The sequence below is a fragment of the Pseudomonas taetrolens genome (assembly GCF_900475285.1).
GTDB classification, from domain to species: domain Bacteria; phylum Pseudomonadota; class Gammaproteobacteria; order Pseudomonadales; family Pseudomonadaceae; genus Aquipseudomonas; species Aquipseudomonas taetrolens.
This window is the reverse complement of the sequence record NZ_LS483370.1, coordinates 258,020-272,583: the sequence shown is the minus strand read 5'-3', so window position 1 is coordinate 272,583 and position 14,564 is coordinate 258,020. Positions and strand designations below refer to the sequence as shown.

The following is a 14,564-nucleotide window of genomic DNA, read 5'->3' as shown; positions in this document are numbered from 1 at the left end:
GGCATCTTACGGCCTAACCCCGGATCGATAAACAACATGGCATACAGGCCCCGATTGACAATTTAGAGTATAGGCTCTAAAAATCACGCTATTCTCATAAAAACAACGCCTACAGAATCCGCCTGGAGCGAACCATGTCTGCCGACAGTGCCTCTCTTCAAGACGCTTCAGCCATGGGGGATGATCTCCATGCCCTGCTCGACAAACAGCGGCAAGCCTATGCGGCTCATCCATTTCCGCCGTTTGCGCAACGCCAGCAATGGCTAAAGAGCCTGCGCCGGTTACTAAGTGATGAACGTGAGGTTCTGATCGACGCCATCAGCCAGGATTTCAGCCACCGAAGCCCTGATGAAACCCTGTTCGCTGAATTGATGCCCAGCCTTCACTGCATTGACGACACCCTCAAACACCTCAAGCGCTGGATGAAACCTTCATCTCGCCGCGTGAGCATGATGTTCCAGCCCGCCAGCGCCAAAGTGGTCTATCAACCGCTGGGGGTCGTAGGGATCATCGTCCCGTGGAACTACCCGCTGTACCTGGCGATCGGCCCTCTGGTCGGCGCATTGGCTGCCGGTAATCGGGTCATGCTCAAGCTCAGCGAGTTCACACCGGCCACCGGGCGCTTGCTCAAGGACCTGCTGGAACGCATTTTCCCAGAAGACATGGTCGCCGTCGTACTGGGTGAAGCCGATGTGGCCGTGGAATTTTCCGGACTGGCGTTCGATCATCTGTTGTTCACCGGCTCCACCCATGTCGGCAGGCAAGTGATGAAAGCCGCGTCGGCAAACCTGACCCCGATAACCCTGGAGCTGGGCGGCAAATCACCGGCTATCGTCTCCAGCGATGTGCCGCTTAAAGACGCGGCCCAGCGTATTGCCTGGGGAAAATCCCTGAACGCCGGGCAAACCTGTATCGCACCGGATTACGTACTGGTGCCACAGACGCGGATCGAGGCGTTCGTTGAGGCCTACCGCCAGGCCATCCACAGCTTTTACCCGACCTTGATCGACAACCCGGATTACAGTGCAATTATCAACCAACGCCAGGTCGCAAGACTTGAGCAGCTGAAAACCGATGCGACACTCAAAGGTGCGCGCCTGATTTCACTGTATGAACAAGGTCAGGGACGACGCATGCCCCACAGCCTGTTGTTGAATGTCACTGACGACATGCAGGTAATGCAGGACGAAATCTTCGGCCCGCTGCTGCCCATCGTGGCGTACAGCGATCTGGATCAGGCGCTGGCCTATATCAACGCCCGACCTCGCCCGCTGGCTCTTTATTACTTCGGTTACGACAAGCGTGAACAGGACCGCGTGATCCAGCTCACCCATTCAGGCGGCGTGTGCATCAACGAAACACTGCTGCACGTCGCCATCGACGGCTTGCCCTTTGGCGGCGTCGGGCAATCGGGAATGGGCCATTACCATGGCCACGAAGGCTTCTTGACCTTCAGCAACGCCAAGGGCGTGCTGAGCAAGCAGCGCTGGAACGGTTCGCAGATGATCTACCCGCCTTACGGACGACAGCTGGTGCGCCTGATTCAAAAGCTGTTTGTCCGATAGGCTAAAGGCTTGCCCTGAGTGTCCAATTTGATGGCGAGGCCACCCATGCCTGAATCGTGTGTTGAAACTACCCTGCTTTCCCGTCGCGGTGCGCTGAAAATCGGCCTGTGCGCCAGTGCATTTTTGGCAACTGCCGGCTTGGGTGCCAGCCTCAGCGGTTGCTCGGCCAGTCCCCGTGCCAGTGGCTTTGCCATATTGCGCAGCAGCGACGTGGTTTTTCTGCAAGCGGTGATCCCGGTCATGCTGGCCGGCAGCGTCGACGCACCGGACCAGCCCGGCGTAAACGACGCCACACTGTTGATGCTGGACAACAACCTGAATCACTTGTCGCCCGCTCTCCTGACCCTTACCCAGCAATTGTTCGACGTCCTCGCCATGCCCGTGACCCGCGGCCCGTTGACCGGCGTTTGGGGGCGCTGGGAAAACGCCAGCGCCGAGCACATCCAGCATTTTTTGCAGCGCTGGGCAAACAGCCGCATCGACCTGCTGCGCATGGGGCATGGTTCGCTGCTGAAATTGGTGATGATGAGCCGGTACGAATGCCCCGAATCATGGGCCCATTGCGGATACCCGGGACCACCCGCGGTCTGAATGGCCCGGCGCCCATGATGACCTGCGCAGCGCGCTCAAATAATAATAATTTCAGCCTGAGAAACTACTTATGCCCGTACCCGATCCATTCCGTGAAGGCCTGGCCCGAGGCTGGAAAACCTATGATGGCTCGCAACTCGACAGCGACCTTACGCTCGAAGCCGACGTTGCCATCATTGGCAGTGGCGCCGGGGGCGGCACCACGGCCGAAATCCTCAGTGCAGCGGGTTACAAGGTTCTACTGATCGAAGAAGGCCCGCTCAAAACCAGCCGCGATTTCACGCTGCTCGAAAACGAAGCGTATGCCAGCCTCTACCAGGAAGGTATCGGCCGAATGAGCAAAGACGGCGCCATCAGCATCCTCCAGGGGCGTGCCGTGGGTGGCACGACCCTGGTCAACTGGGCATCCAGCTTCCGCACCCCGGGGCCCACCCTGGAGCATTGGGCCCGTGAGCATCAGGTCATCGGCCACAGCAGCGAACAGATGGCGCCCTGGTTTGAACAGATGGAGCAGCGCCTGGGCATCGCCCCCTGGGTGATCCCGCCCAATGCCAACAATGAAGTGATTCGCAACGGCTGTGAAAAGCTCGGCTACAGCTGGCATGTGATTCCACGCAACGTCCGCGGCTGCTGGAACCTGGGGTACTGCGGCATGGGCTGTCCGACCAACGCCAAGCAATCGATGCTGGTGACCACCATCCCGGCCATGCTCGAAAAAGGCGGAGAGTTGTTGTACATGGCCCGCGCCCAGCGATTATTGATCACGGGGGATCAGGTCAACGGCCTGGAATGCCAGGGCATGGACAGTCGCTGCGTAGCTGCCAACGGGCACACGATTACAGTCAAGGCGCGGCATTACGTGCTGGCGGGAGGCGGCATCAACACACCCGGTCTGCTGATGCGTTCCGACGCACCCGACCCTCACAATCGACTCGGTAAACGCACGTTTCTGCACCTGGTGAACTTCTCTGCGGGTCTATTCCCCGAGGCGATCAACCCGTTTTATGGTGCGCCTCAGTCGATCTACTCCGATCACTTTCAATGGAAAGACGGCACCACCGGCCCCATGGGCTACAAACTCGAAGTACCGCCGCTGCACCCGGCTTTGGCCGCCACATTATTCTCCAGCTATGGGCAAACCAACGCCCTGCACATGGCGCAACTGCCCAACACGCACATGATGCTGGCGTTGATGCGCGACGGTTTTCATCCCGACAGTCCCGGCGGACATGTCGAATTGCGCTCGGACGGCAGCCCGACACTCGATTACACCCTCACGCCTTACGGCTGGGAGGCGTTGAAGCGAGCCTTCCACAGCATGGCCGAGATTCAGTTTGCAGCGGGCGCCACGGCAGTCATGCCGTTGCACAGCGATGCGCGCTACATGAGCAGCCTGCGTGAAACACGTGATCGAATCGACAGTTTGAGCCTTGAGTTGTATCGAACACGCCTGGCCAGCGCTCATGTGATGGGGGGTTGTGCGATGGGTGAAAATACTCGAATGGCCGTCACCGACAGTCTCGGCCGTCATCATCAATTGCGTAATGTATCGATCCACGATGGCTCTCTTTTCCCCACCAGCATTGGGGCTAACCCACAATTGTCAGTGTACGGGCTCACGGCAAAACTGGCCTCGCAGCTGGCCGAGCGCCTGAAAAATTCATGAAAAAGGACTTATCTGGACGCGTCTATAGTGCTTTCTTCTTCGAATGGCGACTTGGCCGACCGGGAATGCTGCGATACCATCCGACTCCCCAACGGATTCCCGCCAGGACGACGCGATGAACCGAGTGTTGTACCCAGGTACATTCGACCCTATTACCAAGGGCCATGGCGATCTGGTCGAACGCGCTTCGCGCCTGTTCGATCACGTGATCATTGCTGTCGCTGCCAGCACCAAGAAAAACCCGCTATTCCCTCTGGAACAGCGAGTGGAGCTGGCTCGTGAAGTCACCAAGCACCTGCCCAATGTTGAGGTAGTCGGCTTCTCGACGCTGCTCGCGCATTTCGCCAAGGAACAGAATGCCAATGTGTTCCTGCGTGGCCTGCGTGCCGTGTCGGACTTCGAGTACGAGTTCCAGCTGGCGAACATGAACCGCCAACTGGCCCCCGATGTCGAGAGTCTGTTCCTCACGCCGTCAGAGCGTTATTCGTTCATATCGTCGACATTAGTGCGCGAAATTGCTGCACTCGGTGGCGATATCACCAAATTCGTTCATCCGGTAGTGGCCGAAGCCCTGACCGAGCGTTTTCGCAAGAAGTGACCGCTGAAGCGGCGCCCGCGTGCACTGCGGGCGCCAATGCGGCACAATTGCCGCATTCGATTTCAGTTGCCCGGGCTGACTGCCCCGGCCGGAGTACCCATGTCCCTGATCATCACCGACGATTGCATTAACTGCGACGTCTGCGAACCCGAGTGTCCGAACGCTGCCATCTCGCAAGGCGAAGAGATCTACGTGATCGACCCTAACCTGTGCACACAGTGCGTGGGTCATTACGATGAGCCGCAATGCCAGCAGGTTTGCCCGGTTGACTGCATCCCTCTGGATGAAGCCCACCCGGAAACCGAAGAAGAGCTGATGACAAAGTACCGGGCAATCACCGGCAAGGCTTGAGCCACCCATACCCTGCAGGAGCGAGCACGCTCGCCTCTGCCAGGCCTTGAGTTCAATCCTATGTCTGGCAGCGCGGGCAGAATACGCTGGCACGCTGCCCCAGCTTGACCTCGCGCAGTTCGCTGCCGCAAACCTTGCAAGCCTCATAACCCCGCCCGTACACGAACAGCTCCTGCTGGAAGTAGCCAGGCTGGCCATCGCCGCCGATGAAATCGCGCAGGGTGGTACCGCCGCGCTCAATGGCTGCGGCCAGAATTCGCTTGATCTCGATCGCCAGCTTTAAATAGCGCGCCCTGGAAATCCCTCGCGCTTCGCGACGCGGATCGATCCCGGCAGCAAACAGGGCTTCGGTGGCGTAAATATTTCCCACGCCCACCACTACGGCGTTGTCCATGATGAACGGTTTGACCGCCATCGAACGGTTACGCGACAGCTGGAACAAGCGATCACCATCAAACAGATCGGTCAACGGCTCTGGCCCCAGACGCACCAGCAACTCGTGGTTGAGCGGGTCCAGGCTCCACAGCATCGCGCCGAACCGACGCGGGTCGGTGTAGCGCAAGGCCAGTCCAGACTCCAGTTCAATGTCCACATGCTCATGCTTGGCGGCCGGCAACCCGGCTTCGACCAGCCGCAAGTTGCCCGACATTCCCAAATGGCTGATCAAGGTTCCGACTTCGGCGTTGATCAGCAAGTATTTGGCACGCCGCTCCACCAGCACGATGCGCTGCCCGGACAGGCGTACATCGAGGTCCTCGGGGATCGGCCAGCGCAGGCGCCGGTCGCGCACGATCACCCGACTCACCCGCTGCCCCTCAAGGTGCGGGGCGATGCCACGGCGGGTGGTTTCAACTTCAGGTAATTCAGGCATGGGCTCTCCGCACTCTGCAATAGCGGGCGATTCTAGCGGAATTTTCTGGCAGGCTGGGCTCAGCGTCCGACGCAATGCGCTGAATCAGCCAAGCCTGCGGGTAGCGTCTAGGGCTATAATCGCGCCCTTTTCAATACCCGGAGCGACGTCATGTCCCTGCCAAGCCTGCGCCTTAAAGCCAATGCCGATCGACGCCTGCGCGCCGGCCACTTGTGGGTCTACAGCAACGAAATCGATGTAGCCACCACCCCGCTCAATGGCTTCAAGGCTGGCGACCAAGCCATTCTCGAAACCGCCGGCGGCAAGCCGCTGGGCATCGTTGCCATTAGCCCGAACAACCTGATCTGCGCCCGCCTGCTGTCACGCGACATCAAACTGCCGCTGGACAAGTCGCTGCTGGTACACCGTCTGAACATGGCGCTGTCCCTGCGTGACCGCCTGTTCGACAAGCCTTACTACCGCTTGGTGTACGGCGATTCCGACTTGCTGCCGGGCCTGGTGGTGGACCGTTTCGGCGACATCCTGGTGGTTCAACTGGCTTCCGCCACCATGGAACAGCATAAAGAGGACGTGATCGCTGCCCTGGTTCAAGTCCTTAAGCCAAGCGGCATCCTGTTCAAGAACGACTCGGCTGCCCGCGACGCAGAAGGCCTGGAGCGTTACGTTGAAACCGTCTTTGGCCTGGTGCCTGAGTGGGTGGCCCTGGAAGAGAACGGCGTGAAGTTCGAAGCTCCGGTCATGGCCGGTCAAAAAACCGGCTGGTTCTACGACCACCGCATGAACCGCGCCCGCCTGGCCCCGTACGTCAAAGGCAAGAAGGTTCTGGACCTGTTCAGCTACATCGGCGGTTGGGGCATTCAGGCGGCCGCTTTCGGCGCCAGCGAAGTGACCTGTGTCGACGCTTCGTCGTTCGCCCTGGACGGTGTTGAGCGCAACGCCGCGCTGAACGGTTTTGCCGAGAGAGTCACCTGCATGGAAGGTGATGTGTTTGAAGCCCTGAAAGAGCTGAAAGCCAACGAAGAGCGTTTCGACGTAATCGTGGCGGATCCTCCGGCCTTCATCAAACGTAAAAAAGACCTGAAAAACGGTGAAGGTGCCTACCGCCGCCTGAACGAGCAAGCCATGCGCCTGCTCACCAAGGACGGGATTCTGGTCAGCGCATCGTGCTCGATGCACCTGCCGGAAGACGACCTGCAAAACATCCTGCTGACCAGCGCCCGTCATCTGGACCGCAATATCCAACTGCTGGAGCGCGGCGGCCAGGGCCCGGATCACCCGGTGCACCCGGCGATCAACGAAACACGCTACATCAAGAGCATCACCTGCCGCTTGCTGCCTAACAGCTAAGACCGGTGTCGATCCTTGGCAGCGGCTACAGGGCGCCCCTTACTCTGTAGCCGCTGCCAAAGGCTGCGATGCTTGAAAGGGCATCACGGCTGAGGGACTTTATCGAGCTTCGGGCTCAGCTCCACGTCCTCGATCAGCAACGATTGATAACGCGGTTTCACCACCTTTACCTTGCCCTCACGTATCCGCTCGATCAGCTCCAGCGGGTTTTCACCACCGTCATAAGTGCCTGTGCGCTGCCACTTCCCCTGCACGTCGCGCTTGAAGAAATACAACGGATCGAACCACTTCTGTTTGGGCAACTGCAGCACCTCGTTTTGCCCGTCCTGATCCAGGTCGACCGACCACAGCACACACCCCGGAGGCCAGCATGGCTGCCCGCCAATTTTCGGATCGTCGAACTGCTCACTACCCTCGACGGGCGGGCCCATCCATTCCAGCAGCCTGTCATTGGGCCCTCGCGCGCCCTGGCCGGTGTCTGCATCCTTAAGACGCTTCAGCAATATTTGCCGCGCAGGTTCCGCCAGCACCTTGCCCTGCTCGACTTGCGCCAACAAGGTGTCATACGCCTGCTTGCCCTGCGGCCCCAGGCGGTAGCGCAAAGTATCCGCGTCAAACGTCTCGACCGATGTCTGGCCACTCAGCACGCGTTGCACCTGATTCTTTGCACTGAACTGCAACGGGCTGAACCAGGGCGTGTGAATCGCCAGCAATAACACCACGCACAGCAACGCAATCAACGGGTTGCTGATACGCAGGCTGCCCAGCCAGCTCGCCTGAGGCACAAGCGCCGCCCAAACCGCCGCCACGCTGTGGGCAAAAACCACCAGCACCAACAGCATCGCCAGAATGCGCGTCGGCGTGAGGCCGTACTGCTCGATACGCAACCAGCTCGAATACCCCGCCAGCAGCACCAGAACGGGTAAACACAGCAAGCACACGTCAACCATGCGCAGCAGCCATTTGGGATAGCCGCTGCCTTGCGAACCGTCCTGGAACACGCCGTTGAGCAAAAACAGATTGGCCGCCACCAGCCACAACATGATCGGCGTGGAATAACCGGTATCCCAGATCGGCTCCAACCCGCTGAATGGCAAGGCCAAGGTGAATACGATGGCAATCAGCGAGCTGAGCGGTAGCAGGAAGCGGCACAGCGTCAGCAAAATCCCTCGCAAAAGGCCGATGACCCGGTCCTTCTCGCGCCCCATGTGTACGCCCAGGGCAAACACCATCGCCGAACTGACATACATAAATCCATCGGTGGTAAACAGCTGGTTCAGCGCAACGACCCCGAGCATCTTGAACAGGCTGCCCCACAACAACAGCAACGCCCAAAACACGGCGTTCAACAGCAACCCCAGCAATACGATAAACACCGTGTCCCAGGCGTGGCGGAACAGATCTTCGTAACGCGGGAAGCGCCCTTCGCGGGTCGGCCAACTCAATATGAAAACAGTGCAGATATAAGTAATCACCACCGCAAAAAACGTCCAGCTGCCCGTCAGCCAACTGCTGGAGCGCCATACTTCACCGCCCTCCCAATACACCCAGGCACTGGTCACCGACATCACCGTGGTCAACCCGAGCACCAGCCAGGCAGTTCCGCGCAAACGGATGTTATCGCCCAGCAGCAATAGATTGATCCCGCCAACCAGTGCTGCCGTCGCCAGTGCAAACTTGATGCCCGGCTCGCTCAAAGAACTCGCCAGCCACAGCAGCAGCCCTTGCACCAGGCCGATGGCCAGACAGGCTTTGACAGATCGGTTGAGGGTTAGCATTCGGAATCCCTGCTGAATAAGTGTATCCCGCACTCTAATACTTATTCGCCATAGCTGCCTACCTCACGCCCGCCGTCAATAAAAACACCGCGCATGAAATCCAGAAAAACAAACAAATACTGACACCTATCAACAGTATTGATTTTTCCTACACGAAAGAGCGCTCAGACCTACAGCGCACAACATTGAAAATTAATATCGAGCAACTATGGTGTCTCTAGCCTCTTATTCAAAGTGGCGACTTATCCATCCAACAAAATGCCACGCGCAACTTGGCATCCACCTGAGGAACACTGTCATGAAAGCAATCATTCTGGAATCTGGAAAAATCGCCAACCTGGCATGCCTGGCCGTGTCCAAGCGGGCCTGATCTATAAAAACGCAACGCCGAGGGACGCCGGCACCTCGGCGTTATTTACATAGACGCCGACACCAACATTCGGCGCACTGATATGCCATTTCATATAAACCCTTACTTATTCATGCTGGCTCGCCCACCCCATCAAATTGTTTGGGATTATCTAAATCACACCCAATTTGAACTCAACATTGATTACTGCCAACGGCTGACCCAGTTAATTAACAATCCTGCACTGCTCGACAAAAACCATCCCATAGATCGAGACTTCTATAACGCCAAACTCTTCACCGACACGCCCATTGCACCTGTTGAGTGGCAGTGGGATGAGCTGTCGAAAATATTTCATATCGGCACAAAAAATTTACCGCAAGAACAGATACCACACGATGTTCATGAGTGGTCGGCACAGTACCTTGCCCATTGCCAGGACGTGCTCGCGACCCCGGCGCCGTCCTCTTCCCAACGTGAGTGCTTGCCCGAAGAGTTGATCCGGTTACCTGCCTGTATGCCTCCGTTTGAAGCGCAGGGTTCACTGGTAGATTCGCTTGTCAGCCGCAAAACCTGCCGCTCGTTTACTGAAAAAAATATTTCCCTGAGCCATATCAGTACCTTGCTTTACCTGTCACTGGGCTATCTCAATGAGCGCAAGGACGATGTCGATCCCTCCCTGCCCAAAGGGCTGGAAGCCAGGCGAAGCAGCCCTTCGGGCGGTGGCCTCAATGCCAGTGAAGGTTTTCTGTATGCCTCCCGGGTTGACGGTCTCAAGCCAGGGATCTACGCCTACCATTGCGCCCTTCACGCACTGAGCCATGTCAGTGACCTGCCGCCCGCCCCCTTGGGTCAACTACTCAGTGGCCAGCACTTCATCAACAACCTGCCCGCGGGACTCTTTATCACGTCGCGTTTCGACAAACTGTGGTGGAAATACGAGCATTCACGCGCCTACCGCATGGCATTTGTCGAGGCTGGGCATATTTCACAGACCTTTCAACTGGTTGCCACACATCTGGGACTCAACACGTGGCTGACCGGGGCGTTAACGGATGACTGTGTTGAAACCCTGTTAGGTTTGGATAACACCACAGAACAACCGTTGTTCTTTGTTGGCTGTGGATACGGCGACGGGCGCGTTCAGTGCGAGGCGCTGGTTGCCTTGATCAATGCACAAGAAAAAAACCCATGAACAGCCCGGCCTCGCAACCTGCAGGGCTTGGCCTGAGCGAGCAGCACTGCACCCTGGGTGACTGGGACAGCACAGCCTGTGTGAGGATAGATCGGCGCGATTACCTGCTTCCGGCAGAGCTGGAGCACGAACTGGAGAACCGGCACTGGTTTGTCCCCGCCTTCATGCCCTACCTCGCACACCCGAAGATTGTGCAGGCAGACCGCTCCATGACCTTACGGCTGGAGGCCAATCAACTGGTGTACTTTCTCGACTACACCACGCTGCTCGAACATAAAATTGTAAATCGCGCCGTCGAAACACTCATCCACAACGAACTTGGCATACCCATACCAGGGCACATGAAAAATGCCGCGCTACAGCTCTATACCGATGAGGGTTATCACGCGCTGTTCTCTAATCAAGTAGCAGAGCAGGTAGCGCAGCTTTATGACATCCAGAACCGCTCTGCACTACCGCTGCGTGTCACACGTCTGCAGGGGCTTATTGAAAAAACGCCCGCTGAACACCAGGCGCTGACCTGGTTTCTCGTGGGATTCGTGTCTGAAACCGTGGTCGCCAAGGAGTTGCTTGGCGCCGCACGCAACACCGTCGTATCCACGGTTTTCAGAATGCTCAAAAGCCACCTTGAAGACGAGGCTCGGCATAGTCGCTATTTCTCTGATGTTTTCGCTTATGTCTGGATGCAACTGGAGCAAGAGCAACGCTCGCGGGCAGCCCGATCATTAGTCGCGATCATCGGCATCTTCTTTGAAACGGATTCCCAGTGGCTGAGCGAGAGCTTCGGCGCAGTGGATCTGGACGAAACAACCATCGTGGGCATTGTGGCGGCCCTCGTACACCCCGACGCGCATCGTAAACGGGTGCGAAGAGGCGCCAGCGCGACACTGCTTGCCATGAGCCGCGGCGGTTTTTTTGACGACGATGAAAACCTCTTGCTGATGCGTGAAGCCGGATATATCAATGACTGAGTCCGGTACTGCAAAGCGCCGGGCAGCAGTGGCCCTGTTGCTGGCGATGGTCCTGCTCGGGGTATTCCCGCTGGATGTTGTGCTGCCCTCTTTCCCCGCGCTGTCTAGCCATTTCAACCGCTCGACCTCCGACATCGCGTTCTCAGTGAGCCTGTTTGCAGTGGGTATATCCCTCTCTCAGCTGTTGATTGGTCCACTGTCAGACACGCTTGGGCGCAAGGGGCTACTGCTTGCCGGGATGCTCATTTCAATACTGGGGGGAATCGGGTGTGTACTGGTATCGGACTTCACCTGGTTTTTGTTTTTCAGATGTATTCAGGCCATAGGGTGCGGTTCATTCGTCCTCACCCAGGCGCTGGTACAGGATCTGTTTGTTGGCAAGGCGCGCGACCAGCTGCGTATTTTGATGATCACCGCCAGCGGGGTATTCATTTCAGTTTCCCCCTTGGCAGGCACCTTGCTGCAACAGGCTTTCGATTGGCCGGGCAGTTTTTGGGTCTTTGTCGCCCTGGCCACGATGGTGTTTATCAAGGCGCTGTTCTTCCTTGAAAACTCACTTCCCCTCCCACACCCGTCGCGCACGCTTGTGCAGTCGTATCGACTCGTATGTCGCGACTCGATCTTTATCGGCTACTGGCTGATTTCAGGCTTGGCCTTCGCCTGTCACTTCTCTTTTATCGTGATGTCTCCGTTGCTGTTTTTGCAGCATTTGCAGCTTTCGCCTTATGCCTTCTCCCTGGTTCTGTTGCTGTATGGCCTGGCTTATCTATGCGGGGGTGTCGTGGCGCAAATGTTAAGCCGCCGGATTCAGGCGCGGGCCCAAATCAATGTCGGCACGCTGATGATTGTTTTCGCGGGGGTGTTGATGCTGCTGTTTTCGAGCCTTCTGGGGCTGTCGATACTGGGCGTGTTATTGCCGATGATTGTCTGCACGGCGGGGACGACCGTTGCTCGCCCTATCGCAACCTCCAGGGCAATGGACGTTTTCCCCGAATATGCAGGCACCGCCGCCTCCATCGGAGGCATGCTGGTTTTTGTCTGCGGCGGGGGGATCAGTGCGCTGGTCAACCTCAGCCGGTTCGACCTGCAAACCACCCTGGCGGTCTGTTTCATGGTACTGGGCGCTGCAATGCTGGGCCTGCATGCCCTGATCAACCGTCGGCAAACCAAGCGGCGGGCTGAGTAAGTCATTTCGCCTGCAGACCAGACCCATTCCCTCCCGCCTCCAGCCGTGTAGAATCGACGTATTCATCGCCAATCATCCCCGGCGGGTTTATGAGCTCAGGCCCAGACGCGCGGCGATCCCGCACCGTTAACGGCAGCTTGCGGACACGTAGTCATTTTCTGTGTGGTCCTCGAGTCAGTAGAAGCTCACTTCCCTGTTTGTTATCTGATTAGCCGCCCGGAGTTGTTCCATGCCTGACTATCGTTCGAAAACCTCCACCCACGGCCGCAACATGGCCGGTGCCCGCGCTTTGTGGCGCGCCACGGGGATGAAAGATGCCGACTTCAAGAAGCCGATCATCGCTATTGCCAACTCCTTTACCCAGTTCGTACCCGGTCACGTCCACCTCAAGGACATGGGCCAACTGGTTGCCCGCGAGATCGAACGCGCGGGTGGCGTTGCCAAAGAATTCAACACCATTGCCGTCGATGACGGCATCGCCATGGGCCACGACGGCATGCTGTACTCGCTGCCGAGCCGCGAGATCATTGCCGACTCCGTCGAGTACATGGTCAATGCCCACTGCGCCGACGCCATTGTGTGCATCTCCAACTGCGACAAAATCACCCCGGGCATGCTGATGGCGTCGTTGCGCCTAAACATCCCGGTGATTTTCGTTTCAGGCGGGCCAATGGAAGCGGGCAAGACCAAGCTCGCCAGCCACGGCCTCGACCTGGTCGATGCCATGGTCATCGCCGCCGACTCCAGCGCTTCTGACGAGAAGGTTGCCGAGTACGAGCGTAGCGCTTGCCCTACCTGCGGTTCGTGCTCCGGCATGTTTACCGCCAACTCGATGAACTGCCTGACCGAAGCCCTCGGCCTGGCGTTGCCGGGCAACGGTTCGGCCCTGGCTACCCACAGCGACCGCGAACAGCTGTTCCTGCAGGCTGGCCGCACCATCGTTGACCTGTGCCGCCAGTACTACGTCGAAAATGACGACTCGGTACTGCCGCGCAACATTGCCAACTTCAAGGCCTTTGAAAACGCCATGACGCTGGACATCGCCATGGGTGGCTCGACCAACACCATCCTGCACTTGCTGGCGGCGGCCCAGGAAGCCGAGATCGATTTCGACCTCAAAGACATCGACCGTCTGTCCCGTCATGTACCCCAGCTGTGCAAAGTGGCGCCAAACATCCAGAAGTACCACATGGAAGACGTGCACCGCGCTGGCGGCATTTTCTCCATCCTCGGTTCGCTGGCCCGTGGCGGCTTGCTGCACACCGACCTGCCGACCGTACACAGCAAGACAATGGCGGAAGGCATCGCCAAGTGGGACATCACCCAGACTGACGACGAAGCCGTGCATACCTTCTTCAAGGCAGGCCCGGCCGGTATCCCGACGCAAACCGCGTTCAGCCAGTCGACTCGCTGGGAAACCCTGGACGACGACCGCGAAAACGGCTGCATCCGCAGTGTCGAGCATGCCTATTCGCAAGAAGGCGGCCTGGCAGTGCTTTACGGCAACATCGCCCTGGATGGCTGCGTCGTGAAAACCGCGGGCGTCGACGAGTCGATCCACGTGTTTGAAGGCAACGCCAAGATTTTCGAAAGCCAGGACAGTGCCGTGCGCGGCATTTTGGCCGACGAGGTCAAGGCAGGCGACATCGTGATCATTCGTTACGAAGGCCCGAAAGGCGGCCCGGGCATGCAAGAAATGCTCTACCCGACCTCGTACCTGAAGTCCAAAGGCCTGGGTAAAGCCTGCGCCTTGCTGACCGATGGCCGTTTCTCGGGCGGTACATCGGGCCTGTCCATTGGTCACGCCTCTCCAGAGGCCGCAGCCGGTGGGGCCATTGGCCTGGTGCAAGACGGCGACAAAGTGCTGATCGACATTCCGAACCGCTCGATCAATCTGTTGGTCAGTGACGAAGAACTGGCGGCTCGTCGCGTGGAACAGGACAAGAAAGGCTGGAAGCCGGTCGAAGTGCGTCCACGTAAAGTCACCACCGCTCTCAAGGCTTACGCCTTGTTGGCCACCAGCGCTGACAAGGGCGCTGTACGTGACAAGGCATTGCTGGACAAACTGGTGCCATAAACCAGTGCGTTAACCCAAA

At 58.1% G+C, this 14,564-nt stretch carries 12 protein-coding genes; 10 read left to right on the top strand and 2 right to left on the bottom strand.

The genetic code is table 11. The features are described 5' to 3' along the window. The first annotated feature begins 134 nt into the window (after window positions 1-134). The 5 genes from DQN55_RS01320 to DQN55_RS01300 all read left to right on the top strand — a co-directional run bounded on the left by DQN55_RS01320 (window position 135) and on the right by DQN55_RS01300 (window position 4,771). On the top strand, window positions 135-1,565 hold the full coding sequence (locus DQN55_RS01320) for a coniferyl aldehyde dehydrogenase (protein ID WP_048381062.1): 1,431 nt from the start codon (window positions 135-137) through the stop codon (window positions 1,563-1,565). Between the two features lie 45 nt (window positions 1,566-1,610). Further along, on the top strand, window positions 1,611-2,156 hold the full coding sequence (locus DQN55_RS01315) for a hypothetical protein (protein WP_048381064.1): 546 nt from the start codon (window positions 1,611-1,613) through the stop codon (window positions 2,154-2,156). A 70-nt stretch (window positions 2,157-2,226) separates the two neighbouring features. Then, window positions 2,227-3,822, top strand: a complete 1,596-nt coding sequence (locus DQN55_RS01310; RefSeq protein ID WP_048381066.1) for a GMC family oxidoreductase — start codon at window positions 2,227-2,229, stop codon at window positions 3,820-3,822. Window positions 3,823-3,937: 115 nt separating this feature from the next. Next, entirely contained in the window at window positions 3,938-4,420 is a 483-nt protein-coding gene (coaD, locus tag DQN55_RS01305) for a pantetheine-phosphate adenylyltransferase (RefSeq protein ID WP_048381069.1), read from the top strand. Between the two features lie 99 nt (window positions 4,421-4,519). Beyond that, the gene (locus DQN55_RS01300; RefSeq protein ID WP_048381072.1) at window positions 4,520-4,771 is read left to right on the top strand and encodes a YfhL family 4Fe-4S dicluster ferredoxin; all 252 of its coding nucleotides are present in this window, start codon (window positions 4,520-4,522) and stop codon (window positions 4,769-4,771) included. A 58-nt stretch (window positions 4,772-4,829) separates the two neighbouring features. Here DQN55_RS01300 and mutM read toward each other — a convergent pair whose 3' ends face one another. Next, a complete protein-coding gene (gene mutM / locus DQN55_RS01295) occupies window positions 4,830-5,642 on the bottom strand; it encodes a bifunctional DNA-formamidopyrimidine glycosylase/DNA-(apurinic or apyrimidinic site) lyase (RefSeq protein WP_048381074.1) in 813 nt (270 codons plus the stop codon). A 150-nt stretch (window positions 5,643-5,792) separates the two neighbouring features. Between mutM and DQN55_RS01290 the strand changes: the two genes are divergently transcribed. Further along, complete coding sequence (locus tag DQN55_RS01290; protein ID WP_048381076.1) at window positions 5,793-6,989, top strand: class I SAM-dependent rRNA methyltransferase; 1,197 nt, start codon at window positions 5,793-5,795, stop codon at window positions 6,987-6,989. 83 nt (window positions 6,990-7,072) lie between these two features. Here the strand turns inward: DQN55_RS01290 and DQN55_RS01285 are convergent, their stop codons facing one another. Next, a complete protein-coding gene (locus DQN55_RS01285; RefSeq protein ID WP_048381077.1) occupies window positions 7,073-8,767 on the bottom strand; it encodes a DUF4153 domain-containing protein in 1,695 nt (564 codons plus the stop codon). A 452-nt stretch (window positions 8,768-9,219) separates the two neighbouring features. Between DQN55_RS01285 and DQN55_RS01280 the strand changes: the two genes are divergently transcribed. The 4 genes from DQN55_RS01280 to ilvD all read left to right on the top strand — a co-directional run bounded on the left by DQN55_RS01280 (window position 9,220) and on the right by ilvD (window position 14,545). After that, window positions 9,220-10,311: a SagB family peptide dehydrogenase gene (locus tag DQN55_RS01280; protein ID WP_048381079.1), complete on the top strand. Its 1,092-nt coding sequence runs from the start codon at window positions 9,220-9,222 to the stop codon at window positions 10,309-10,311. Further along, window positions 10,308-11,282, top strand: coding sequence for a diiron oxygenase (locus DQN55_RS01275; RefSeq protein ID WP_048381081.1), 975 nt, complete (start codon window positions 10,308-10,310; stop codon window positions 11,280-11,282). Before DQN55_RS01280 ends, DQN55_RS01275 begins: the two co-directional genes overlap by 4 nt. Continuing rightward, on the top strand, window positions 11,275-12,468 hold the full coding sequence (locus DQN55_RS01270) for an MFS transporter (protein WP_048381083.1): 1,194 nt from the start codon (window positions 11,275-11,277) through the stop codon (window positions 12,466-12,468). The genes DQN55_RS01275 and DQN55_RS01270 overlap by 8 nt, the downstream gene beginning before the upstream one ends. Window positions 12,469-12,697: 229 nt before the next feature. Beyond that, window positions 12,698-14,545, top strand: coding sequence for a dihydroxy-acid dehydratase (gene ilvD / locus DQN55_RS01265; protein WP_048381085.1), 1,848 nt, complete (start codon window positions 12,698-12,700; stop codon window positions 14,543-14,545). Window positions 14,546-14,564: the final 19 nt, after the last annotated feature.

Excerpts from the sequence above, each read along its gene's own strand:
- coaD (WP_048381069.1), top strand. The coding sequence starts at position 3,938 with ATGAACCGAGTGTTGTACCCAGGTACATTCGACCCTATTACCAAGGGC.
- mutM (WP_048381074.1), bottom strand. The coding sequence starts at position 5,642 with ATGCCTGAATTACCTGAAGTTGAAACCACCCGCCGTGGCATCGCCCCG.
- DQN55_RS01285 (WP_048381077.1), bottom strand. The coding sequence starts at position 8,767 with ATGCTAACCCTCAACCGATCTGTCAAAGCCTGTCTGGCCATCGGCCTG.
- DQN55_RS01320 (WP_048381062.1), top strand. The coding sequence starts at position 135 with ATGTCTGCCGACAGTGCCTCTCTTCAAGACGCTTCAGCCATGGGGGAT.
- DQN55_RS01300 (WP_048381072.1), top strand. The coding sequence starts at position 4,520 with ATGTCCCTGATCATCACCGACGATTGCATTAACTGCGACGTCTGCGAA.
- DQN55_RS01315 (WP_048381064.1), top strand. The coding sequence starts at position 1,611 with ATGCCTGAATCGTGTGTTGAAACTACCCTGCTTTCCCGTCGCGGTGCG.
- DQN55_RS01310 (WP_048381066.1), top strand. The coding sequence starts at position 2,227 with ATGCCCGTACCCGATCCATTCCGTGAAGGCCTGGCCCGAGGCTGGAAA.
- DQN55_RS01280 (WP_048381079.1), top strand. The coding sequence starts at position 9,220 with ATGCCATTTCATATAAACCCTTACTTATTCATGCTGGCTCGCCCACCC.
- ilvD (WP_048381085.1), top strand. The coding sequence starts at position 12,698 with ATGCCTGACTATCGTTCGAAAACCTCCACCCACGGCCGCAACATGGCC.
- DQN55_RS01270 (WP_048381083.1), top strand. The coding sequence starts at position 11,275 with ATGACTGAGTCCGGTACTGCAAAGCGCCGGGCAGCAGTGGCCCTGTTG.
- DQN55_RS01275 (WP_048381081.1), top strand. The coding sequence starts at position 10,308 with ATGAACAGCCCGGCCTCGCAACCTGCAGGGCTTGGCCTGAGCGAGCAG.
- DQN55_RS01290 (WP_048381076.1), top strand. The coding sequence starts at position 5,793 with ATGTCCCTGCCAAGCCTGCGCCTTAAAGCCAATGCCGATCGACGCCTG.